Source organism: Nocardia canadensis, assembly GCF_032656385.1.
Classification (GTDB): domain Bacteria; phylum Actinomycetota; class Actinomycetes; order Mycobacteriales; family Mycobacteriaceae; genus Nocardia; species Nocardia canadensis.
Genome location: NZ_JAVCWB010000004.1, coordinates 436,380 through 458,358 on the forward strand (window position 1 = coordinate 436,380; position 21,979 = coordinate 458,358).

Consider the following 21,979-nt stretch of genomic DNA (forward strand, 5'->3'; position numbering starts at 1 on the left):
GACTCGCCTCGGGCACAATGATCGCCATGTCTGTTTCGCAACCGGTCGACGTGGACCCGGCGATCGCGGATTTCGCGGCGATCGGCCGATGGATGGACGAGCGTGGCCTGCCCGCCGGCGAGGTCGGCGCGGTCAGCTCGATCGGCGGTGGCACGCAGAACATCATGTTGCGCTTCACCCGTGGCGGTCGCGAGTACGTGCTGCGCCGCGGACCCAAGCATCTGCGCGCCAAGAGCAACGACGTGATCCGGCGCGAATCGCGGCTGCTCGGCGCGATCGACGACACCGAGGTGCGCTCGCCCCGGGTGATCGCCGCCTGTGACGACGAGACGGTGATCGGCGCGGTGTTCTACCTGATGGAACCGATCCACGGCTTCAACCCGCAGACCGAACTTCCCGACCTGCACGCGCACGACCCGGAGATCCGCAGGCAGATGGGTCTGTCCGCGGTCGAGGCCATCGCCCGCCTCGGCGAGCTCGACTATCAGGCGCTCGGCCTGGCCGACTACGGCAAGCCCGAGGGTTTCCTGGAGCGTCAGGTGCCGCGCTGGCTGCGCGAACTCGACTCCTACACCGCCAACGAGGGCTACCCCGGGCCGCGGATTCCGGGCGTCGAGCAGGTCGGCGACTGGCTCGAACGCCACCGCCCGACCACCTGGACCCCGGGCATCATGCACGGCGACTGTCACCTGGCCAACATGATGTTCGACTACGACAGCCCGCAGGTGGCGGCGATGGTGGACTGGGAGATGTCGACCATCGGCGACCCGCTGCTCGACCTGGGCTGGCAGCTGGCGACCCGGCCGGTGCCGGGCACCGTCGGCGCCGGGCTGATGGGCACCCTGGGCACGGTCGGCGGTCTGCCCACCCCCGAGGAGATGATCGAGCACTACGGTCGGTTCTCCGCGCGCGATCTGAGCGCGGTGACCTGGTACGAGGTGCTGGCCTGCTTCAAGCTCGGCATCGTGCTCGAGGGCACCCACGCCCGCGCCTTCGCCGGCAAGGCGCCCAAGCCGGTCGGTGACTTCCTGCACGCGGTGACCCTGGAACTGTTCGAGAAGGCCCGGCAGCTGACCGTGTGATGCCCGGATCTCGCCGATGGTTGGCGGAATATTGATGGATCGCAAGATGCGGACATTCTAGGCTGTGGACATGATCGTTCCCGACGCCAAGAACTGGACCTGGGTCCTCGAACGTGCCTGTCCCGACTGTGGTTTCGACGCCGAGTCGATCGCCTACGCGGCGGTGCCCGACCGGACCGTCGACAGCGCGGCGCGCATCGGTGCCGCTCTCGAACGCGACGACGCGCGGGTGCGCCCCGACGACGCGACCTGGTCGGTGCTCGAATACGGCGCCCACGTGCGCGACGTGTGCCGGATCTTCGACACCCGGCTGGCGCTGATGCTCACCGACGACGGCGCCGAGCCGCCGCGGTTCGAGAACTGGGACCAGGACGCGACCGCCGTCGCCGACCGCTACGACCGGCAGGACCCGGCAGTGGTGGCGACCGAACTCGCAGCGGCCGCCGAGCGGATTGCCGCCGCCTTCGCCGCGGTGCCCGCCGATCGGCTCGGCGCGCGGGGCGCGCGCAGCGACGGATCGCTGTTCACGGTCACGTCGCTGGCTCGATACTTCCTGCACGACCTCGTCCATCACGTCCATGACGTGCGCGGATAGATATTTCTCGGATAATTTCTAGAACGTGTTTCAGAATTGGCCGATTCTTCGTTAGGGTGAGTGCAGTCACAACGAGGCACAAGCTTGGCGAGAGGTCGACCGGACATGAAGACGAAGGGCGCGATCCTGTGGGGCATCGATCAGGAATGGTCGGTGGAGGAGATCGAGGTCGGCGATCCCGTCGCCGGTGAAGTGCAGATCCGGATGGAAACGGCGGGCATGTGCCACTCCGACCATCACATCGTCACCGGCGCCACGCCGATGCCGGGCTACCCCGTGATGGGTGGCCACGAGGGCGCGGGTGTCATCACCAAGCTCGGTCCGAACTGCCCCAGCGACCTGGCCGTGGGCGACCACGTCATCCTGTCGTTCATCCCGGCCTGTGGCCGCTGTCCCGCGTGTGTCGCGGGCAACATGGCGCTGTGCGACCTGGGCGCCGGTCTGCTGATGGGCCAGGCGATCTCGGACGGCACCTACCGCATCCAGGCGCGTGGCGAGAACGTCATCCCGATGTGCCTGCTGGGCACCTTCGCTCCGTACATGACGGTGCACCACACCTCGGTCGTGAAGATCGACCCGACCATCCCGTTCGAGGTCGCGTGCCTCGTGGGCTGCGGCGTGCCGACCGGCTTCGGCTCCTCGACCCACGTCGCCGAGGTGAAGCCGGGCGAGACCGTAGTGATCGCGGGCATCGGCGGCGTCGGCATGAGCGCGCTGCAGGGCGCGGTGCTCTCCGGCGCGTCGAAGGTCATCGCCATCGACCCGAACCCGTGGAAGCGCGAGCAGGCGCAGAAGTTCGGCGCCACCCACACCTACGAGAGCATGGCCGCCGCGATCATGCCGATGATCGAGGCCACCGAGGGCCGGATGGCCGAGAAGGTCATCCTCACCATGGGTGAGATGCACGGCGACTACATCGAAGAGGGCCTGATCCTGACCGGCAAGGCCGGCACCCTGGTCGTCACCTCGATGGGCCGCATGGACGCCGGCGACGTGAAGATGAACAGCTTCCTGCTGTCCATGCTGCAGAAGACGGTGAAGGGCTGCATCTTCGGCGGCGGCAACGCCCGCCAGGACGCCCCGCGCCTGCTGTCGCTCTACAAGTCGGGTCAGCTCAACCTCGACGACATGGTCACCCGCAGCTACTCGCTCGAGGAGATCAACCAGGGCTACCAGGACATGCTGGACGGCAAGAACATTCGCGGCATCATCCGCTTCACCGAAGCCGACTGGTAAGTCAGCGCCGCCGTTCCCGCTCGGCGAGCCGAACCGCGACCTGCGCGATCAGGTCGTACGGAATCGGTTCCCCGAGCGGGAATTTCAGGGTGCCACGGCCCGCGGTGTAGGGCTCGATGGCACGGTCGAACGCCTCGTCCCCGTCCGGGATGGGGTACACGCTCACATGTTCCTTCCATCCGGCGAAGGACATGAACGCCCGGCCGTCGAGGGTGACGGCCGGGATGGCGTAACTGATCTTCTCGCCCGTCTCCGGCAGCACGCGATGAATCGTCTCGCGGATCCGCTGGAGCGCGGCGCGCTGGGCCGCCGGCTGATCGGCCAGGTAGGCGTCCACGGAGATCGGTGTCGCGGCCATGATTCCTCCTGCTGCGCGGGCGAGCGGGTGGAGCGGATGCCCGGCGATTCTACGACCGGGCGTCCACCTCGCGAGGGCGACCCGCGGTGATCCGCCCCTCGGCGAGCACCAGCAGATGATCGGCCCTGGCCGCCTCCGACGGATCGTGGGTGGCCTGGACGACGGTGACCCCGGCCGCGCTGACCTCGGTGATGACCAGGGCGATGGTGGCTTGCGAGGCCGCGTCGAGGCCGGTCGCCGGTTCGTCGAGCAGCAGTAGATCGGACTCCTGGGCCAGCGCCTGGGCGAGCAGGGCGCGCTGGCGTTGTCCGCCCGAGAGGGTGTCGAGCCGCCGCGCTGCCAACGCGGTGAGATCCATCCGCTCCAAGCAGGAGTCCGTGATCGCCCGGTCCGCGCGGGTGAGGCGTCGCCACGGTCCGCGATGCGCCCACCGGCCCATGGCCACCGTGTCCCAGACGTTCAGCGGCAGTGTCGGCGGAATCGCGGTGTGCTGCACCACGATTGCCGGTCGTCGCGTGGTGTCGCGCGTCACCCGGCCCGCCTGGATCGGCACGGTGCCCGCCAGGACGCCCAGCAGTGTCGATTTCCCCGAACCGTTGGGTCCGACGATCGCTGTCACCCGGCCGCGCGGAATGCTCGTCGACACTTCGCACAGCACCGGTGTGGCGCCGTAGCCCGCCGTCAGATGCTCGATCTCGATCGCGCTGTCCTCTGTGTGCTGCATCTCACCTCAATTGAAACGATAATCATTTTCAGTATATCGTTCCGCGCTATGGATTGGCTGTTCGCCCCGTTCGAGGTGGCCTTCGTGCAACGCGCGCTGTGGGGTGGGCTGCTCGTGTCGTGCGTGTGCGCCCTCGCCGGAACCTGGGTGGTGGTGCGCGGCATGGCTTTTCTCGGTGACGCGATGTCGCACGGCATGCTGCCCGGCGTCGCGGTCGCGGCCCTGCTCGGTGGCAACCTGCTGCTCGGGGCCGCGATCAGTTGCGCCGCCATGGCTTTCGGGGTGTCGGCGCTGGGACGCAGCAAACGATTCGCACCCGATACCGCCATCGGGCTGCTGTTCGTCGGCATGCTCGCCACGGGAGTGATCATCGTGTCGCGCTCGCAATCGTTCGCCGTGGACCTGACCGGGTTCCTGTTCGGTGACGTGCTGGCGGTGCGGGCCGTAGACCTGGTGTACCTCGGTGCGGCGTTGGTGATCGCGCTCATCGTGGCGGTACTCGGGCACCGCGCGTTCGTCGCCTCGACCTTCGATCCGCGCAAAGCCCATACGCTCGGGTTGCGGCCGAAACTCGCGCAGGTGGCCCTGATCGGGCTGGTGACGCTGGCGATCGTGGCGTCGTTCCACGTCGTCGGGACGCTGCTGGTGTTCGGCCTGCTCATCGCGCCACCGGCCGCGGCGCTGTACTGGTCGGACCGGATTCCGGTGGTCATGATGGGCGCGGCGCTGATCGGTGCGGCTTCGACCGCCGTCGGCTTGCTCGTCTCGTGGCACGCGGAGACCGCGGCGGGCGCGACGATCGCCGCCGTCGCGGTCGGCTCGTTCTTCCTCTCGGCGATCGTCGCCGCGCTGCGGGACCGCTTCGGCGCGCGTCGGCTCGGTGCCGCCGCGGTGGCCGCGCTCGCCGCGGTGCCACTGGTCGGCTGTGGGTCGGGGGAGTCCGCGGTGGTGGAGGAGACGCCGCACGGGTTCGTCGCGGGAGCCGAGGAGATGGCCGAGCCGCAGACGCGGGTGATCGTGGCCGACGCGGGGACGGGGGAGGTGCGGGTCGTCGATCTGCTCACCGAACAGGTGACCGCCCTCGACGCGAAGGAAACCCTGTCCCCGCGAACGCATTCGACGGATTCCGACGCGAACGGCGTGCGACTCGCCGGAGACGGCCGATTCGGTTTCGTCGCTGCCGGTGGTCGGCTGTCGATCGTCGACAGCGGGGCGTGGACGGTCGATCACGGCGATCATCGGCACTACTACAGCGCGCCGATCCGTGTGGTCGGGTCGACCGACTTCCCGGCGGCGACCGGTGCCGGCGAGCCGAGCGGCGCGGCCGGACCGAAGACACCGGCCGAGCCCGGCGGTGCGCCCCGGTCGAGCGGTGCGGTGCTCTCGGCGCACAGCGATCCTGTTGTCACAGCGGTCGTTTCGGACGGCGGCGACACGATCGTGTTCGATCGTGTCGCGCTGGGCGAGGGGACGGTGGGCGAGCCGCGACGGATCCCGGGTGTCGCGGTGCCATACGGGGAGCGGTTGATCGTCGTCGACCGCGCGGGACGCGTGGAGGTGCGCGGGCGCGACGGCACGGCCGGGGAAGCGCAGCCCGCGACGTGCGCGCAGCCGCGCGGACAGGCGGTGACCAGGCGCGGGGTCGTGTTCGGTTGTGCTGACGGCGCGCTCGTGGTGGCCCGACGCGACGGTGCGTTCGTCAGCGAGAAGATCCCGTACCCGGCGTCGTCCGCCGAGCGCGCCACCGCCTTCACCCATCGGCCGGGGAGCACCACGCTGACCGCGCTCGCCGGTCGTACCGGTGCCTGGACGCTCGACATCAGGGCGAAGTCCTGGACGCTGACGCCGATCGCCGACGCGGTGGCGGTGAACACCGCGGGCGAAGGCGCGTCGCTGCTGGTGCTCACCCGCGACGGCGTCCTACACGGCATCGATCCGGTGACCGGCGCGCAGACAGCGCAGCTCCAGCTGACCGACGGCGCGGTCGAGACGGCCACGATCCACGTGGATCCGAATCGCGCCTACGTCAACGACGTTCGCGCGCGCACGGTGTCGGAGATCGCCTACAACGGCAACCTCCGCCTGGCGCGCACCCTCCCCGTGGAGATCGCACCGACGCTGATCGTGGAGACCGGACTGTGAACGCGAATCGGGCCCGGCCGACAGGCGAACTCCGCTCCCGCGACGGTGACCGGGCTGCGCGGCGGCAGTTGCTGATCGGCGTCCGGCGCCGTCGCCCGGAGGGGCGGAGGTCATGGCCGACCGCGCTGGTGGTGGTGGCCCTCGTCGTGGCCGTGCTGACCGCGCTGGTCAGCGCCTGCTCGACCGACAGCGACCGATCCGGCATCGTCGTGACGACCAATATCCTCGGCGACCTGACCAGGGCGGTCGTCGGCGACACCGTGCCGGTCACGGTGCTCATGCAGGCCGGCGCCGATCCGCATTCGTTCGCGATCTCGGCCCGGCAGGCGGCCGACATCGAGCGATCGGCGCTGGTCGTGCACAACGGGCTCGGCCTCGAGGAAGGAGTGGCCCGGCACGTGCGGGCGGCGGCCGAGGCGGGGGTCCCCACGGTGGCGGTGGCCGAGCGGGTGGACCCGCTCGCCTACACCTCCGACGAGTCGGCGGGCAAGCCCGACCCACACTTCTGGACCGACCCGCAGCGGGTCCGCAAGGCCGTCGAGGCGATCAGCGCGGAAGTCCTCGCGCGGGTCGACGACATCGACGCCGCCGCGGTGCGCGCGAACACCGACCGCTACCTCGCCGAACTCGATCGGCTCGACCGGTGGATGGTCGACCGGTTCGCCGTGATCCCCGCCGAACGCAGGCAGTTGGTCACCGACCACCACGTCTTCGGCTATCTCGCACAGCGATTCGGGTTCCGGGTGATCGGCGCGGTGATCCCCAGCGGCACCACGCTGGCCGCACCCAGCGCCGCCGATCTCGACGAACTCGCCGCCGCGATCCGGGCCGCGGGCGTCGGCGCGATCTTCGCCGATTCCGCCCAGCCCGATCGGCTCTCGCGCGTCCTCGCCGAGCACACCGGTCTGCGCGTGCAGGTGATCGCGCTGCACACCGAATCGCTCACCGCGCCCGGTGGTGGCGCGGCCACCTATCTGGAGATGGCCCGCGCCAACACCGAGGCCATCGCCCGTGGTCTGGCCGGGCCCACAACGTAGTTCACGCAGGAGAAATGGAGCAGCACATGCACAGTCGGTCACGGACCACCACGCTGGTGGCCCTGTCCGGGGTCTTCGCCTCGGTGGTCGCGCTCAGCGGGTGCGGCACGGACGACGCCGCCCACGACCACGAGCACACGCCGGGCGCGGAACCGATCGCGCTCACCTACAACGGCGGCATCTACGTCCTCGACGGCGCCACCCTGACTCAGCAGGGCGAGGTGAAGCTCGACGGATACAACCGGCTCAACCCGGCGGGCGACGAGGACCACCTCATGGTGTCGACCAAGGCGGGATTCCGCGTCTTCGATGCCTACGACCGGGAATTCACCGGCACCGAATTCGCCGCGAGCAAGCCCGGCCATGTGGTGCGGCATGCGGGCAAGACCGTGCTGTTCGCCGACGGGTCGGGCGAGGTCACCGTCTTCGACTCCGACCAACTCGCGCAGGGCACGCCGAAGACCGAGGTCTACCAGGCGGCCGCGCCCCACCACGGTGTCGCGATCCAGCTGACCAACGGCGAGCTGGTGGTGACCCTCGGCACCGAGGACAAGCGGGTCGGCGCCGTCGCGCTCGACCGGAGCCGCAAGGAAATCACCAGGAACGAGGACTGCCCTGGCGTGCACGGTGAGGCGACCGCCCAGCACGAGGCGGTGGTGATCGGCTGCCAGACCGGTGCCGTCGTCTACCGCGACGGGACGTTCACCAAGGTCGCCAGCCCGGATCCGTACGGCCGGATCGGCAACATGTCCGGCAGCGCGGTCTCGCCGATCGTGCTCGGCGACTACAAGGTCGACAAGGACGCCGAACTGGAACGGCCGCAGCGCATCTCGCTGGTGAACACCGCCGACGGCACCCTGCGCCTGATCGATATCGGCACCAGCTACACCTTCCGCTCGCTGGGTCGCGGCCCGCAGGGCGAGGCGCTGGTGCTCGGCACCGACGGCAAGATCCACGTCATCGACCCGGTCGCGGGCACCGTCACCCGGACCATTCCGGTGCTCGGCAGCTGGCAGGAACCGCTGGACTGGCAGGACGCCCGGCCCGCGCTGTTCGTGCGTGGTTCGATCGCCTACGTCTCGGACCCGGCGACCAAGCAGGTGCATCGGGTGGACCTGGCGGACGGAAAGGTCACGGCTAGCGTGACGTTGGCGTCGGCGCCGAACGAGATCAGCGGCGTCGCCGGACACTGATCGGCCGTCGGCGCGCACCGGTGGGACCTGCCCCGGTGCGCGCCGAGGTCAGCCAGCGCAGCGCACGACGGCCTCGCGCAGGTTGCGGCTGCGCACGTCGTCGAGGATCGCCATGCCGAGCCGGTTCATGCTGTAGCCGAAGCCCAGACCCGTCGTCGGGTCGGCGAAGCCGAACGAGCCGCCCAATCCCGTGGTGCCGTAGGCGCGTTTGTCCGAGCCGAAGCGGAAACTACCGCGCGACTTGCGGAAGCCGAGGTGATAGCGGCTCTTGGTGTGCAGCACCAGGTCGTCGGCGGGAACGTCGTCGGCGGTGTCGGCCGCGCCGAGCAGGTCGAGGACCGGGTCGCTGATCGGCAGGGCACCGGTGCGCCCGGCCGCCGCGCCGTAGACGCGAGCCAGCGCGCGGGCGTTGCCCACGCCGTTCATGCCGGGCCACTCGATCTCCAGGAATTCCCGGCGGGCGGCGCGGGCCGGCGCGCCGGGGCGCGGATTGGTCAGCGCCGCATAGGAAAGCCCCCGCTTGGCGTAGACCTCGGCGCCGATCCGCACGGGAATGTCGGCGAGCTCGTAGCGCAGGATGTCGAGGCCCTTCGTCGCCGACAGCTCCGCGACGCGCTCCATCGGCTCGGACTGGGGGAGCCCGATGAACAGGTCGGCCTCGACCGGAGCCGCGATCTCCTCGGCGAAGAACCGGCCCAGGCTGCGGCCCGCCGGATCGACACGGCGCAGCAGCTCGCTCTGGTAGAGCCCGAGGGTCAGGGCGTGGTAGCCGTGCCGGGTGCCGGGCTGCCACGCCGGCTTCTGCTCGGCCAGCAGCGCGCCGAGCGCGTCGCGGTCGGTGAGCTCACGCAATTTCACGATTCGGTCCAGCCCGGACAGCCCGGCCTGATGGTCGATCAGCTGCCGGACGGTGATCTCGTCCTTGCCGTTGGCGGCGAACTCCGGCCAGTACTTCGCCACCGGCTGCTCGTAGTCGAGCAGGCCGCGCGAGACGGCCGTGGCGATCGTGAACGCCGACATCCCCTTCGACGAGGAGAACACCGGCACGATGGTGTCGCGCTCCCAGGCCACCTCGCGCCTGCGGTCGCGATGGCCGGCCCACAGGTCGACCAGGGGCTCGCCACCTGCGTAGACGGCCACGGCGGCACCGATTTCCCCGTGCTGGGTGAAGTTGCGGCGGAAGGCGTCGGCGACGGGGCCGAAACCGGCCGCCACGTCGCCGTGGATCGATGGTGCGGGACTCATGGTGACTCGATCGTAGCGGCGTCTCGTACGCTGCCGATATGCGTTCGTTCGAGCAGATCCAGCACTGGCCGGTCGCCAACGCCGCCGCCGCGGTCCTCACCGCGAGCGGCGTGTCGGCCACCGGCGACACCGCGCGGGTGTTCCGGCTCGCCTCGGTCACCAAGCCCCTGGTCGCCTACGCCGCGCTCGTCGCGCTCGAGGAAGGCGCGATCGAACTCGATCAGCCCGCCGGGCCGCCCGGATCGACCGTGCGTCATCTGCTCGCCCACACCTCCGGTGTCGCCTTCGCCACCCCCGAGGTCATCGCCGCGCCCGGCGCCCGGCGCATCTACTCCAGCGCGGGCTTCGAACTGCTCGCCGACTTCCTCACCGAGAGCACCGGCATCGCTTTCCCGCAGTATCTGCACGAGGCGGTCTTCGAACCGCTCGGAATGCGCACCGCCGTTCTCCACGGTTCCGCCGGGCACGCGGCGCAGGCCTCCGTGGACGACCTGGTTCGATTCGCCGCCGAGTTGCTGACACCTCAATTGATATCGGAGCAAACTCTCGCCGACGCGACCTCGGTGCAATTCCCGGGCCGGGACGGAGTGCTGCCCGGATTCGGCTCCCAGCGACCCAACGACTGGGGATTGGGATTCGAAATCCGCGACGGGAAATCCCCGCACTGGACCGGATCCGCCAATTCCGGGCGGACCTACGGACACTTCGGGCAGTCCGGCACCTTCCTGTGGGTGGACCCGGAAATAGGGGTGGCGACGATCGCCCTGAGCGACGAGAATTTCGGCGACTGGGCTCGAGCGGCGTGGCCGAAATTCAGCGATTCCGTGATCGCAGAGACACACAACACGCTGTGAAGTAACACCCGTAACACCGAACACTTCAGTACACTCGGGCCACGCCAGTCCGACGGGTCGTTGGGGAAGACGCTCCTTGTCGAGGCTGGAGGTGTTGTGCAGTGCGCGCATCGAGTCAGTTCGCTGATGCGACGGCGGGTGTGGTCTACATCCACTCATCGCCCGCCGCGTTGTGCCCGCACGTCGAATGGGCACTGTCCACCGCGCTCTCCTCGCCCGCGAAATTGCGCTGGACCGCGCAACCGGCCGACGGACAACTGCGCGCCAGCAGCGATTGGATCGGTCCCGTCGGCACGGCATCGCGGATTGCCCAATCATTGCGCGCCTGGCCGGTTCTGCGCTTCGAGGTGACCGAGGACCCCAGCGAAGGCGTCGACGGCGAACGCTACAGCTTCGTCCCCGCGCTGGGCCTGTGGCACGGCTCCACCGGCGCCAACGGCGATGTGATGCTCGGCGAGATGCGATTACGCGCCTTACTCCAGGCCGCGCGAGAACTCGGCGGCCACGGCACCTACGACCTGTCCGCCGAGATCGACCGCGCCCTGGGCACCGCGTGGGACGAGGACCTCGAGGCGTTCCGGCAGGGCACCGATTGCGTCGGCGCCGAAGTCACCTGGCTGCGCCGCGACGTGGGCTGAGCACTCGATCCTCGCGCGGACCTCGACGCTGCTACCTTCGTCGGTATGACACGTGGGGGCGGGACATTCGGGTGGGCGATCGTGGTTGTCGGTGCCGTGCTGGCGCTGACGGGATGTTCGGGGAATACGGCGGGGACGGCGACACCGGCATCGTCGAGCGCGGCGGCGTCGACCGCGGCACCCTCGACCAAGGCGAGCACGTCCGGCGCGCCGGTGCCCGCCGGAGATCTGACGACGATGACCTGCGCGCAGTTCCTGGCGCTCGACGATCCGACCCAGAAATCGACGCTGCCCGCGCTGGCGGACCAGCTCGGGTACAAGACGCTCGTGAATCCGAGCAACTACAAGATCGTGCAGGCCATGTGCAAGACGGACGGTGCCAAGCTGGTGAAGGAGTGGCTCGGGCGCGCCTGATCCGCCCGTGCCACACCGCGGGCGCTACGGTGTGGCGCGGTCCATGACCCAGCGCATCCCGCGACCCGATTCGCCGGGCGTGCACACGGCGCGTGGGCCGGTGCTCTCGAGTCGATAGCCGAGGCGGCGGGCCACGGCGGCGCTGCGGAGATTGGCCGCGTCGCAATGGATTTCGACGCGGTCGATGCCGGGGAGGCTCAACGCGACGGTGGTCAGCGCGCCTGCCGTGCGGGTGATCACCCCGCGGCCGACGTGCTCGGAGTGGCACCAGTAGCCGATCTCCAGCGTGGCGGGCCCGACCCGATCGTGCAGACCCACCACTCCGAGCACCGTGCCCGCGCGATCGAAGACGCCGTAGTTGAACCCGCCGTCGGGTGTCGGCCAGGCCGACAACCGCGCGTGCGTCGCGGCCATCTCCTCGAAGTCCGGCGGCTGCGCCGCCCACTCCATCCAGTGATGCAACTGCTCGAACGACGCGCTGATCGCCGCGAACTTGGCGGCCATATCCCCGACCTGCCACCGCCGCATCACCAGATCCCCGACCTCGACCCGATCGGGCGGCACGATCCCGGTCCGCAGCGCCGGGGGATGTTCGGTGTCCACGCTCCGATGGTCGTCCACGGATCGGGACTCACGCAACGCAATTCGACACCCATGACGATGCGGCCGGCGAGATGGGTCGCCGGGTTGTCCCGGTATGGCGGTCGGCGGCTCGGCGAGCGACGCGCGCGGACCGGATGACCTGGGTCAGGGAGTGCGGAAGCGGGGGGCGTTGGTGGTGGCCCACTGGGCGAAGGTGGTGGCGGGCCTGCCGGTGATGTCGGGGACGCTGGTGAGGGGAAGGGTGGTGGGGTCGGGGGTGTAGCCGGTGAGGACGTTGTCGACGTACCAGATGGTGTTGTCGCCCATGGTGGGGGTGAGGGCGGTGATGGTCTCCTCGCGGGTGGACTGCCGGAAGGTGAGGTCGCGGTCCAGGGCGGCGGCGAGGTGGGCGACGAGGGCGGTGCGGGTGAGGACCTCGGGGCCCGCCAGGGGGTAGGCGCGGCCCCGGTGGGAATCGGAGAGCAGGGCGGTGGCGGCGACGGCGGCGATGTCGTCCATGGCGATCGGGGCCGTCGCGGCGTCGGGGTACGGCTCGCGGATGGTGGCGGTGTCGCGGATCTGCTGCGACCACGTGAGCGTGTTCTCCATGAAGTCGGCCGGCCACAGGTGGGTCCAGGCCAGGCCGCTGTCCTCGACGGCCGTGCACACCGTGCCCCACCAACTCTCCGGTTCGCCCGACAGATCGACGACGTGCTCGATGCCCGCCGCGCGGGCCAGCGCCAGGACCTCGGCGGCATTGTCCGGGGTGGGCGCCAGGTACATCCGCTGCACTCCCTCGAACGCCGCGGGCAGCGTTTCGGGGCGACGGAGATAGCCCTCGACCACCTGCACGCCGGCGGGCAGCGCGGCCTTGTGCGGGTTGGTGGTGAGCGCTCGGACATCGGTGTGTCCCGCGGCGAGCAGGTGGTCGACGACCTTGCGGCCGATGTTCGCGGTGGCCCCGGTTACCAGGATGGTCATGTATTTCCCTCCGGTACTACTCGATGAGGAACCCATTCTGCCAACGGAATTCGCCGGCGGCACGTACCGATTTTCGGCCTTCTCGCCGTCGGTCGCGCTCGTCCGCCCGAGTCATGGTTACCGATCAGCTACCCTGACGGGACACCTGATCCCGGCGGCCGAAGGACACCCTGATGCGACGACTCCTCCCGCTCGGCGCGATGCTCGCCGTCGGTGTCCTCGGCTGTGGGAGTCCCGCCGAAGAGCAGCCCGCGGCGAGGGACGAGACCGTCCGGATGTTCGTCGCGCCCGAGCAGGTCGACTGCGTCGGCGTCGCGCCGATGCGCTGTCTGCAGATCCGGTATTCGCCCGACGAGCGCTGGCAGCTGTTCTCCGAGGGCATCGCCGGGTTCTCCTACGAGCCCGGCTACGACTACGAGCTGACCGTGCGGGTCACACCCGTCGACGACCCGCCCGCGGACCATTCCAGCCGCCGCTACGACCTGGTCCGGGTCGACGCGAAGACGCCTGTCTGATCCTCACCGCCCGCGCCCGCGCGGATCCAGCCAGGCGGGCAACGGTTCCCGTGCCGACCGCCACGCGGGCGGCACCCCGATCACCCCGGGTCGGTCGCCGATTCCGGTGTAGGCGGCCACGATCCCGCCCACGATCGCGCCGGTGGTGTCCCGATCGCCGTCCGCTTCGATACAGGCGGTGATCGCCGCGGGATAGTTCGCCAGATGCGTCGCCGCGGCCCACAGCGCGAACGGCACCGTGTCCTGCGCTGTCACCCGCGAGCCGTTGCCCAGCTCGCGCACCGCGTCCGCGACGGAAACACCGAGCAGCGCACGGGCTCGGTGCAGCGCCCGGGTCGTCTCGCCGGGTTCGAGGCGCTCGAGTACCGTCGCGAGGAATTCCCCTGGGCCGGGCCGCATTCCGGTCGACCGTGCTCGTGCCGCCTCGCCCGCCGCCACTGCCACCGCCACCGCGCCGGTCACACCCTCCGGATGCAGATGTGTCACCTGCGCCGACCGAATCGCCTCGGCGACAATCCGTTCCGGCTCCTGCGCGTAGAACGCGCCCAGCGGCGCGACCCGCATCGCCGCGCCGTTGCCGCACGATCCCTGCCCGCCGAACGAGGCGCCGGCCGCCGCCCGCCAATGCGCGCCCTCGCGGATACGCCGCAGCGTCGTCACCGTCGCGTGGCCGTAGTCGCGCGCTGGATCACAGCGCCGCGCGAAGACCGCGGCCAGCCGATCCTGGTCGACTTCGTCGCGCACGTGCAGCTCGGCCACCAGGCAGGCCGCCATCTCGGTGTCGTCGGTCCAGACCCACGGTCCCGCCGGCGGCCGTCCCGCCCGCAGCTCCGGAATCGACTGACCCATGAGAAAGAACTGCGCGCCCAGCGCGTCGCCGACGGACAGGCCGTCCAGCGCGTCGCGCATCAGTTCCCGTCGGCGCTCCCGAGCGCCGGAACGCCGCCACACAGCCATCTCTCGACCAGTCCTTCCGCGCGGTGGATGCCGTCCACGACTGTAGGCGGGCCTGCGGCGCGCGGCGGAAAGCGTGTGCGTGAAACGACCCAGACCGAGCATCCGGCGAATGGGTGATCCGGCCGATGCGGCGGCGGCGGGTGGCTCCCTAGCGTCGGAATCCAGGACGAAAGGACACCATCATGACCATCCAGTACATCGACACCCTCATCATCGGCGCAGGTCAAGCCGGGTTGGCGACCGGTAGTGCGCTGCGGAGGGCGCGAGAGCCGTTCCTCATCGTCGATCGCGGCGACCGCATCGGCGACGACTTCGCGGACCGCCGCCGCCGCATTCGCCTACGAACACAACCTCACCTGAATTCGGGCCGATCCGGTGATGTTTTTCCGGTATCACCGCAGGTGGGGTTCCACTTGATCGTTAACGATGCGAAAATGTCGGCGGATCGAGATCCGGTCCAGCAGAGGATGTTCCGCCGATCTCGGCGGGCAGACTGGAGGGGCAAGATGTTTTTCTCGTCTCGAACGAGTTCCAGCGCACGACGATTCGGCACGGTCGCCGTTCTCGCGGTAGGGGCTCTCGGCCTCGCGGCCACCACCGCGCATGCCGGACCAGCAGCAGCCGTTCCGACCGTCCAGGGCGTCGAAGGGGGAGTGGCGTTCACGGCGAGTCCGCTCGCCGACGGCTCCGGACTCACCGCCACCGTCGCCGACGGCAGGTTCCAGCTCGCCGGGGGCGCGGTCACGCTCACCGATCGGGCGGGCCGGGTGGTCGCCGCCGTGCCGACTCGCCTCGTCACCGGCGCCGGCGAGGTCGACCTGGCCGCGGGCATCGCCGCCGACGGGCAGTCGGTCACGTTACGACCGGTCGCCGCACCGGCTTTCGTCACCGACAACCTGGCGTCCTTCGTCGACGAGGCGAGTGACACTCTCGCCCGCAAGCAGCACAACGCCGGCATCGGCGCCCTGATCGGCGCGGGCATCGGTGCGGTCCTCGGGTTCTTCCTGGGTGGTGTCGGCGCGTTGGTCACCGTGCCGATCGGTGCGGGCATCGGCGCCCTCATCGGCTACTCGACGCCTTAGTGAACGGATGCGGTGGCCGGGCAGGCCCGGCCACCGCGTCGCCGACCTCGACGGATCACGCACCGACTCGCGTCCGGGGAACGCGAGCCCGTTCGACGTCGCTGCCGTGCGAGACCGATCCGACGCTCTACGCTGGGGCGGGGGCGACTCGACAGCCGGTCGCGTCGCAGACGGCGGACCGGGTGCGCGACGGTCCGGTCGAGTGTGGAGGGGATCCGGTGACAGCACCAGAGGACAAGCCTGCCGAGGTATTCGACTACGACGCGGAATTGCGTCTGCACAACGCCCACTTCCGGGCCGCCGCCCGGGTGCGGGTGCACGACCGGGTGCTCGATATCGGGTGCGGTGCGGGGCAGACCACACGGGAAGCGGCACGCGCCGCCGCCGAGGGGACGGTGGTCGGCGTCGACGTCTCGGAGCGGATGCTCGAACGCGCTCGTCGGCTCAGCGTCGGCCTCGCCAATGTGAGCTATCAGCTGGCGGACGCCCAGACACATCCCTTCCCGCCGGGGCATTTCGACGTGTGCATCAGCAGGTTCGGCACGATGTTCTTCGCCGACCCGGTGGCCGCGTTCACCAATATCGGTCGCGCGCTGCGTCCCTCGGGACGGCTCGTGCTGCTGGTGTGGCAGGGACGCGACTGCAACGAGTGGACGTCGGTGATCCGCGAGACCCTCACCACCGAGGCGGCGATCGCCGGCGACGGGCCCGGCGCGTTCGCACTCGCCGATCCGGCCGTCACCGAAGCCGTCCTGGCTGCCGCCGGATTCACCGATATCGCGTTCGCCGAGGTCCACGAGCCCGTCTACTACGGCCGGGACAGTGCGGCCGCCTTCGACAATGTGCTGCGGCTGGTGGAGTTCCGCGACATCATCGCCGGGCTGGGGGTCGAGGGCGCCGAGGCGGCGCGGGAGCGGCTGCGGGCACTGCTCGACGCGCATCACTCCGGGGACGGCGTGTACTTCGACTCGCGCGCGTGGCTGGTCACCGCCCGTCGGCCTCCGCGAGCGGGATTCTGAATCCTTTTGCGCGGTGTGCGCCTCTTATCCATGTCCCGACACACTGTCGGGACGGAAACGGAGGTAGTCGTGCTCATCGGAATCGGTATCGTCGTCGGCTTGGTGGCGCTGTGCACGTGCATGGTCGTCGTGCGGCGCAAACGAGCCGGGCGTGGCTGAGGCGAGCTGGCCCGGCCATCAGTTGATCGTCGCCGCGCAGGGCGGTGACGTCGATTCGATCGCGGCGCTGGTGTCGGGCTCGCACCCCAACATCCAGCGCTTCGCGCGATCTCTGTGCGCCACCCCGGAGGACGCGGAGGACGCGGCGCAGGAGGCGCTGATCATCCTGTATCGCAAGATCGGGATGCTGCGGGCCTCCGGGGCGCTCGCGTCGTGGATGTTCCGCATCGTGCGCAACGAGTGCCTGCGACGGGCACGCAAGGGGATGCGCGACCGCACGCCGGTGTCGCCGGAGATCGCCGCGGTCGCCTCCGCCGAGGACGAGGTGTTACAGCGCCTGGAAGCGGGCCGGGTCGCGGCCGCGGTCGCCGCCCTGCCCGCCGATCAGCGCCAAGTGCTGATCATGCGCGACATCCAGGGCTACAGCGGGCGGATGGTCGCCGACGCCCTCGGCCTCAGCACGGCCGCCATGAAATCCCGCCTGCACCGCGCCCGCGCGACCGTCCGGGAATCCCTGAACACCGTCACCCACCCGGATCCAGGAGGACACGATGACCGGAACGAAACCTGACACGCCCGACTACGCGAGCTCCTCGCTGCCCGTCCACCTACTGCGCGGCGCCCTGGGCTTCCTCGCCCTGACCGGCTCCGTCGCCCTCATCCCGATCACCGGCCTGCTCAGCCTCCTGCTCCTGCCCGTCGGCCTGTTCGCCCTCCGCGGCTGCCCGACCTGCTGGGCGATCGGCCTGATGCAGACCCTGTCCCGAGGCAAGCTGCGGCGCTCCTGCGAAGGGGGCGTCTGCACCCTCACCGTCGCCGACCGCGACAAGGTCGCCTCGTAGTCCCGCACCGGATCGCAGCGTGCCCCACACCATCACCGCGGGGCACGCTGCCCCCTGCCCGGCGCCTGATCCGCCCCTGCTCATCGCGGGGCGAGATGGCGGGTGTCGTCGAGGGTGTGGATTCGGCGGTTGTGGAAGTAGGGGTCTTCGCGGAGTTCGGTGATGCCGCCGGGGGTGGCGTGGAAGTGGGCGTAGCCCGCTGACTCGAGGGGCATGCGGATCCAGGACGTGAGGACGAAAGTCAGTGCGCCGCCGTGGGTGACGATGACCTGGTGGCGGCAGTCGCTGGTGAGGATGTCGTCCATGACGGTGTAGATGCGGTGGGCGAGAGCGGCTTTGGTTTCGGCGCCGGGGATGCCCTCGTCGTGGTTCATGCGGTCGCCGACGGGTGGGGGTGGACGGAAGCGGTCGTCGAGCCATCGCTGGGGGCGCCCGCCCGCTTCGCCGTAGGACTTCTCGCGGAGTCGGTCGTCCAGGGTCGCAACGACTCCCAGTCGCGCGGCGAGGGCGTCGGCGGTCTGCGCGGTGCATCGGAGATCGGAGGAGTACAACTCGACCTCGGCGTCGGCGGGGATGCGCGCGCGGACGGCGGCGGCGATCGCTTCGGCGTCACGCAGTCCGGCGGGGGTGAGCGCGGAGTCGTACCAGCCGCCCACCAGATGGTCGACGTGGTGCGTCGCTTCCGGATGCGTCACGACGTAGACGGTGCGCACATAGGTGGGGAGTGGGAAAGTCAAGCCGACCGCAGTGTGGCGCGGTTCGTGTCTGGCGATTGCGGTGGGACGCCGAGTGTCATGCAGGAATCGGTCACCGACCATTCTCGGCTTCCTTCACAAGGTATCCACGGAGCTGGATGAGTCGCAGCGTGTAGTCGGCTTGGTTCAGAGTTGTGGCGGCGTCGATGTAGGCGTCGACGAATTCGATATACAACTCGTTCAGATGGACGGCGAGCAGTGCATCAGCGGTTGCGTCGAGCCCCTCGTTTCGCCACCGAGCTGCCGCTTGCACCAGTTGATAGGACCGCCCTCGGTACCATTCGATCGCGTCCTGGTTGCGGCCGATCTTGCTGGTAGCGAGGGTGTAGAGGAACCTGACCGGGAACAGTGTCTTCTTGGTGACCGCGCGTGTGCCTGCGGCGACAAGTCGCGACGGATGGTGCAGATCCGCGCGGTAGCTTTCGTCGATCTTGCTCAGCGCAAATTCTGCCGAGTCGATGATCAATTCGTTATGGGTGGGCACGGTGGCCGGTTGACGATTGTCCTGGCCATACAGCAATCGGCCCGACTCCAGCAGGTCCAGGCGGTCGATCGCGGGGAGTCGATGTGTCGGGCCGGCGCCGGATCGAACGCCGGACCAGTCGGACCAGAAGACGGACAGTCGCTGCGCCAGTGGGCTTTCGAACTGCTGCCGGACGGCATCGGTGACACGGAGAATTCCTTCTTTTACCTCTGCATCGCCATCGTTCAGCACGGTTACGAGGTCGACGTCGCTGACGAGCGGTGCGAAGCCGCCATGGGCGAGGCTTCCGATGGCGTAGCACGCTGCCAAATTCTCGCCGAACTCTGTGCGCGCGTGGGCGACTGCGGCGAGGAGTACGTGTTCACCGGTCTGCGTTCCAGCAAGGTCCACAACGTCATTTTGACCACAGAACCTCACTATGACCAATCGGTTCGGTCTGCGACTCGCAGCGCGCGACAAGCGTGGCTCTGCTGGCACTTCCCGCATTGATCGAATCGGTCCGTGTAGAGCATCGGAACGTGTACAGGCCGCGAAGTGGCTGCGGCGCCCGGCCAAGAAGCCCCGTCCGCGGCGCTTGGATTGCGAGAGTTTCATGCAGCGTGGCGACTGCGAACGGGCGCGGCCGCCTCGATGTCGAGCAGTGGTGTTCGCCACGGGCGCTGACTCCGCGGTGACGTCAAACAGTGGACAGTCAGATCGCCGCCGCAACCGTCCAGGCATGAGCGCCGTCCAACCTGAACATGGGAATGGACGCTGTCGACCGTGAAGCTCTTATCGCCGCTGGCCTTGACCCGGACGATCCGCGGGTCTGGCGCGACCAACAGCGGATAAGCGACCTGCTCGTTTGCTACGGACTGTGGACCCGGAGTTCTAGGAGCAGCGCGTAAAGTTGGGGTTCTCTGCCCCACGTGGGCGACGTGGGGCATACGTCGCAAGCCGCGAGCGGATCGTCTACCTGCAACATCTTCTGTGGGCGCAGAGGGGATCGAACCCCCGACCGCTGGTGTGTAAAACCAGTGCTCTACCGCTGAGCTATACGCCCTGGCACCGCCGGCGGGAACCGGCGGTGACGGTTTATGAATCTAGCGCGGCGAGCGCTTTCTCCCAAGCCGCCTGGTCACGGGCCTCTCCGGGCCCGTTCATCTCCGCGAAAGTGATGTAACCGGACTTGTCGACGACGAAGGTGCCGCGGTTGGGGTAACCGGACTTCTCGTTGAAGACGTCGTAGGCCTGGGTGACGGCGCCGTGCGGCCAGAAATCGGACAGCAGCGGGAACAGGTAGCCCTGTTCGGCGGCCCAGATCTTGTGGGTGGGCGGGGGTCCGACGGAGATCGCGAGGATCTCGGCGTCGTCGTTCTGGAACTTGGGCAGTTCGTCACGCACTTTGCACAGCTCGCCCTGGCAGATGCCGGTGAAGGCGAGCGGATAGAACACCAGCAGGACGTTCTTCTTGCCGCGGTAATCCGACAGCGAGACAGGCTGGTTGTTCTGGTCCTTGAGCGTGAAGTCCGGCGCGAGAGTGCCAACCTCTAGCGGCATACAGCGAATCCTCCGTCGTGTCGGGTCTCAGCCGAGCGTTCTCGTCCGGCTGAGACCTTAGCGAACGGCGGATTCAGCGCTGTTTGGACGGTGCCTTCGGCTGGACCAGGCGCGAGCCCGTCCAGCTGCCGAGGCTGATAGTGGATGTCTGGGTCAGGCCGGCCGTGGGCGCGGCTTCGGCGATCTCGCTCGGATCGACATGGCCCGGTTGACCGGTCTTGGGGGTGAGGACCCAGATGAAGCCTTCGTCGGCCAGCGGGCTGATGGCATCCATCAGCTCGTCGGCCAGATCGCCGTCACCTTCTCGCCACCACAACAGGACGGCGTCCACGACCTCGTCGGAGTCCTCGTCGACCATCTCGCCGCCGCTGACCTCCTCGATCTCGGCGCGCAAGTCGTCGTCGGTGTCCTCGTCCCAGCCCAATTCCTGAACGACCAAGCCGTGAGAAATGCCAAGCTTCTGAGCGTAGTTCTGCGCGTCCGCCGCGGCGACCACGGTGGTGTCCTCCCTAAACTGCCGACAGTAGATAGGTGCAAGCGAACATGGTTATCGGCCGCAGCGCAAGCCGATCGGGTGAATTGGGACCGTATGCCGCGTGTCGGCGGGACGAATTCAGCGGCTCGGGCAGGCGTCGTGGACCGCGGTGCGGGCCTGGTTGATCTTGCGACTGGCGTCGTTGAGCCGGGTCACCTGGGAGCTGTAGGTCATTTTTCTGGTCTCCGCCGACAGTTCGCGCGCGGCGACGACGTAGGCGGTGAACTTCTCGGCGAGATCGGCGGGCAGCGCCCCCGCCGCGGCGGTGACGCCGGACTCGACCTTGGTCGCGGCGTTGTCGAGGGTGGTGGCCGCCGCCTCGCGCTTGTCGGCGTAGTCGGGAGCGTTGCGGTCGTGGGCGGTGACGAACTCGTTGAAGGCGGTGACGCCCGCACCGGTCGTGGTCGGGAACTGGGTGCAGTTGTCGCTGATCGCCTTGGTCTGCGCGGCGGCGGCCTTGGCGGCGGCGGCCGCCGAGGCGGACGCGGCGGCGGAGGTCTTGTACGCGGCGACCTCGGCGGGATCGGTGGTCGCGGCGCCGGGCACCTGTTCGGCGCAGCCGGCCACGACCATGCCCGCGGTCACGGCGACAGCGGCACAGACCAGCCCGAGCCGGCGCACGTCCAGCAGCCTCATCGTTCCCCGATCCCTCTCACTCGGTTGCTTCCCCTGCAGAACTTAGTGGATTCCGCGGACACGTGGATCGGCGCTGCGCTGCGACTTCGGCCGGTCCGGAATCCATAGGGAAGTGATATGAATGAGGGGTGTCCGCGAGGTGGTGCGGCGGCCGGTTTCGCGCCGCTGTCGCCCGGGGCACGGGCCGCTGGGGGAGCGTCAGGCTGTGGTCCAGCGAAATACCGGGCAGTACCTGCTCGGGAGGGATGACCCGGGCTGCCTTTTCGGTAAGGATGAAAGGTGCGCCCGAAACTTTCGTGACGGGTGGCCCGCACACCAAGCGGGCAGGCCCGGGGATAGCGACGCCAACAAGCAGTTCAGCCCCCAGTACGAGGA

The 21,979-nt window shown here is 69.1% G+C and carries 25 protein-coding genes, 1 tRNA gene and 1 pseudogene; 15 read left to right on the forward strand and 12 right to left on the reverse strand.

What is annotated here, in order from left to right:
- Window positions 1-17 precede the first annotated feature (17 nt).
- The 3 genes from Q7X29_RS10865 to Q7X29_RS10875 all read left to right on the forward strand — a co-directional run bounded on the left by Q7X29_RS10865 (window position 18) and on the right by Q7X29_RS10875 (window position 2,913).
- Window positions 18-1,082 (forward strand): phosphotransferase family protein, encoded by a 1,065-nt coding sequence (locus Q7X29_RS10865; protein ID WP_394358678.1) that lies wholly within the window; start codon window positions 18-20, stop codon window positions 1,080-1,082.
- A 70-nt stretch (window positions 1,083-1,152) separates the two neighbouring features.
- Entirely contained in the window at window positions 1,153-1,677 is a 525-nt protein-coding gene (locus Q7X29_RS10870) for a DinB family protein (protein ID WP_316573971.1), read from the forward strand.
- Between the two features lie 105 nt (window positions 1,678-1,782).
- Window positions 1,783-2,913, forward strand: coding sequence for an NDMA-dependent alcohol dehydrogenase (locus Q7X29_RS10875; protein WP_218718909.1), 1,131 nt, complete (start codon window positions 1,783-1,785; stop codon window positions 2,911-2,913).
- A gap of 1 nt (window position 2,914) precedes the next feature.
- On the opposite strand, the gene Q7X29_RS10880 is transcribed toward Q7X29_RS10875, so the two are convergent.
- Both Q7X29_RS10880 and aztA read right to left on the reverse strand, forming a co-directional pair.
- Window positions 2,915-3,271, reverse strand: coding sequence for an iron chaperone (locus tag Q7X29_RS10880; protein WP_218718908.1), 357 nt, complete (start codon window positions 3,269-3,271; stop codon window positions 2,915-2,917).
- Window positions 3,272-3,320: 49 nt separating this feature from the next.
- A complete protein-coding gene (gene aztA / locus Q7X29_RS10885; RefSeq protein ID WP_316573972.1) occupies window positions 3,321-3,995 on the reverse strand; it encodes a zinc ABC transporter ATP-binding protein AztA in 675 nt (224 codons plus the stop codon).
- On the opposite strand from aztA, the gene aztB reads away from it, so the two are divergent.
- The 3 genes from aztB to aztD all read left to right on the forward strand — a co-directional run bounded on the left by aztB (window position 3,957) and on the right by aztD (window position 8,367).
- The gene (gene aztB, locus Q7X29_RS10890; RefSeq protein WP_316573973.1) at window positions 3,957-6,137 is read left to right on the forward strand and encodes a zinc ABC transporter permease AztB; all 2,181 of its coding nucleotides are present in this window, start codon (window positions 3,957-3,959) and stop codon (window positions 6,135-6,137) included. The two genes, aztA and aztB, sit on opposite strands and share 39 nt — an antisense overlap.
- 131 nt (window positions 6,138-6,268) lie before the next feature.
- Window positions 6,269-7,174 carry a zinc ABC transporter substrate-binding protein AztC gene (gene aztC, locus Q7X29_RS10895; protein WP_394358679.1) on the forward strand — a complete coding sequence of 302 codons (906 nt, stop codon included), beginning with the start codon at window positions 6,269-6,271 and terminating at the stop codon, window positions 7,172-7,174.
- A gap of 26 nt (window positions 7,175-7,200) precedes the next feature.
- Complete coding sequence (gene aztD / locus Q7X29_RS10900; protein WP_316573974.1) at window positions 7,201-8,367, forward strand: zinc metallochaperone AztD; 1,167 nt, start codon at window positions 7,201-7,203, stop codon at window positions 8,365-8,367.
- A gap of 48 nt (window positions 8,368-8,415) precedes the next feature.
- Here aztD and Q7X29_RS10905 read toward each other — a convergent pair whose 3' ends face one another.
- Window positions 8,416-9,612, reverse strand: coding sequence for a serine hydrolase domain-containing protein (locus Q7X29_RS10905; protein ID WP_316573975.1), 1,197 nt, complete (start codon window positions 9,610-9,612; stop codon window positions 8,416-8,418).
- Window positions 9,613-9,650: 38 nt separating this feature from the next.
- Between Q7X29_RS10905 and Q7X29_RS10910 the strand changes: the two genes are divergently transcribed.
- The 3 genes from Q7X29_RS10910 (at window position 9,651) to Q7X29_RS10920 (ending at window position 11,518) form a co-directional block, all read left to right on the forward strand.
- The gene (locus Q7X29_RS10910; protein WP_316573976.1) at window positions 9,651-10,466 is read left to right on the forward strand and encodes a serine hydrolase domain-containing protein; all 816 of its coding nucleotides are present in this window, start codon (window positions 9,651-9,653) and stop codon (window positions 10,464-10,466) included.
- A gap of 101 nt (window positions 10,467-10,567) precedes the next feature.
- Window positions 10,568-11,104, forward strand: a complete 537-nt coding sequence (locus tag Q7X29_RS10915) for a DUF3145 domain-containing protein (protein ID WP_316573977.1) — start codon at window positions 10,568-10,570, stop codon at window positions 11,102-11,104.
- 45 nt (window positions 11,105-11,149) lie between these two features.
- Window positions 11,150-11,518 carry a hypothetical protein gene (locus Q7X29_RS10920; RefSeq protein ID WP_218718902.1) on the forward strand — a complete coding sequence of 123 codons (369 nt, stop codon included), beginning with the start codon at window positions 11,150-11,152 and terminating at the stop codon, window positions 11,516-11,518.
- A gap of 24 nt (window positions 11,519-11,542) precedes the next feature.
- Here Q7X29_RS10920 and Q7X29_RS10925 read toward each other — a convergent pair whose 3' ends face one another.
- Both Q7X29_RS10925 and Q7X29_RS10930 read right to left on the reverse strand, forming a co-directional pair.
- Window positions 11,543-12,121 carry a GNAT family N-acetyltransferase gene (locus Q7X29_RS10925; protein ID WP_316573978.1) on the reverse strand — a complete coding sequence of 193 codons (579 nt, stop codon included), beginning with the start codon at window positions 12,119-12,121 and terminating at the stop codon, window positions 11,543-11,545.
- A 144-nt stretch (window positions 12,122-12,265) separates the two neighbouring features.
- On the reverse strand, window positions 12,266-13,081 hold the full coding sequence (locus Q7X29_RS10930) for an SDR family oxidoreductase (protein ID WP_316573979.1): 816 nt from the start codon (window positions 13,079-13,081) through the stop codon (window positions 12,266-12,268).
- A 173-nt stretch (window positions 13,082-13,254) separates the two neighbouring features.
- Between Q7X29_RS10930 and Q7X29_RS10935 the strand changes: the two genes are divergently transcribed.
- Window positions 13,255-13,596, forward strand: a complete 342-nt coding sequence (locus tag Q7X29_RS10935) for a DUF4377 domain-containing protein (protein WP_316573980.1) — start codon at window positions 13,255-13,257, stop codon at window positions 13,594-13,596.
- 3 nt (window positions 13,597-13,599) lie between these two features.
- Here Q7X29_RS10935 and Q7X29_RS10940 read toward each other — a convergent pair whose 3' ends face one another.
- On the reverse strand, window positions 13,600-14,553 hold the full coding sequence (locus Q7X29_RS10940; protein WP_316573981.1) for an ADP-ribosylglycohydrolase family protein: 954 nt from the start codon (window positions 14,551-14,553) through the stop codon (window positions 13,600-13,602).
- Between the two features lie 182 nt (window positions 14,554-14,735).
- On the opposite strand from Q7X29_RS10940, the pseudogene Q7X29_RS10945 reads away from it, so the two are divergent.
- From Q7X29_RS10945 to Q7X29_RS10965, 5 genes and pseudogenes are all read left to right on the forward strand, one after another.
- Window positions 14,736-14,870, forward strand: a pseudogene (locus Q7X29_RS10945) (NAD(P)-binding protein); the annotation flags it as partial.
- Between the two features lie 189 nt (window positions 14,871-15,059).
- Entirely contained in the window at window positions 15,060-15,635 is a 576-nt protein-coding gene (locus tag Q7X29_RS10950) for a hypothetical protein (RefSeq protein WP_218718967.1), read from the forward strand.
- Between the two features lie 218 nt (window positions 15,636-15,853).
- Window positions 15,854-16,654 carry a class I SAM-dependent methyltransferase gene (locus tag Q7X29_RS10955; RefSeq protein ID WP_316573982.1) on the forward strand — a complete coding sequence of 267 codons (801 nt, stop codon included), beginning with the start codon at window positions 15,854-15,856 and terminating at the stop codon, window positions 16,652-16,654.
- A gap of 151 nt (window positions 16,655-16,805) precedes the next feature.
- Window positions 16,806-17,384, forward strand: coding sequence for an RNA polymerase sigma factor (locus Q7X29_RS10960; protein ID WP_218718897.1), 579 nt, complete (start codon window positions 16,806-16,808; stop codon window positions 17,382-17,384).
- Window positions 17,365-17,655, forward strand: a complete 291-nt coding sequence (locus Q7X29_RS10965; RefSeq protein WP_316573983.1) for a hypothetical protein — start codon at window positions 17,365-17,367, stop codon at window positions 17,653-17,655. The genes Q7X29_RS10960 and Q7X29_RS10965 overlap by 20 nt, the downstream gene beginning before the upstream one ends.
- An 80-nt stretch (window positions 17,656-17,735) precedes the next feature.
- On the opposite strand, the gene Q7X29_RS10970 is transcribed toward Q7X29_RS10965, so the two are convergent.
- The 6 genes from Q7X29_RS10970 to Q7X29_RS10995 form a co-directional block, all read right to left on the reverse strand.
- Complete coding sequence (locus Q7X29_RS10970; RefSeq protein ID WP_316574032.1) at window positions 17,736-18,350, reverse strand: histidine phosphatase family protein; 615 nt, start codon at window positions 18,348-18,350, stop codon at window positions 17,736-17,738.
- A 112-nt stretch (window positions 18,351-18,462) separates the two neighbouring features.
- Window positions 18,463-19,284, reverse strand: a complete 822-nt coding sequence (locus tag Q7X29_RS10975; protein ID WP_316573984.1) for a hypothetical protein — start codon at window positions 19,282-19,284, stop codon at window positions 18,463-18,465.
- Window positions 19,285-19,864: 580 nt separating this feature from the next.
- Window positions 19,865-19,936 (reverse strand) — tRNA-Val (locus Q7X29_RS10980).
- Between the two features lie 32 nt (window positions 19,937-19,968).
- Window positions 19,969-20,433, reverse strand: coding sequence for a peroxiredoxin (locus Q7X29_RS10985; protein WP_218718893.1), 465 nt, complete (start codon window positions 20,431-20,433; stop codon window positions 19,969-19,971).
- Window positions 20,434-20,506: 73 nt separating this feature from the next.
- Window positions 20,507-20,929: a DUF3052 domain-containing protein gene (locus tag Q7X29_RS10990; RefSeq protein WP_218718892.1), complete on the reverse strand. Its 423-nt coding sequence runs from the start codon at window positions 20,927-20,929 to the stop codon at window positions 20,507-20,509.
- A 117-nt stretch (window positions 20,930-21,046) separates the two neighbouring features.
- On the reverse strand, window positions 21,047-21,604 hold the full coding sequence (locus Q7X29_RS10995; protein WP_316573985.1) for a hypothetical protein: 558 nt from the start codon (window positions 21,602-21,604) through the stop codon (window positions 21,047-21,049).
- Window positions 21,605-21,979 lie beyond the last annotated feature (375 nt).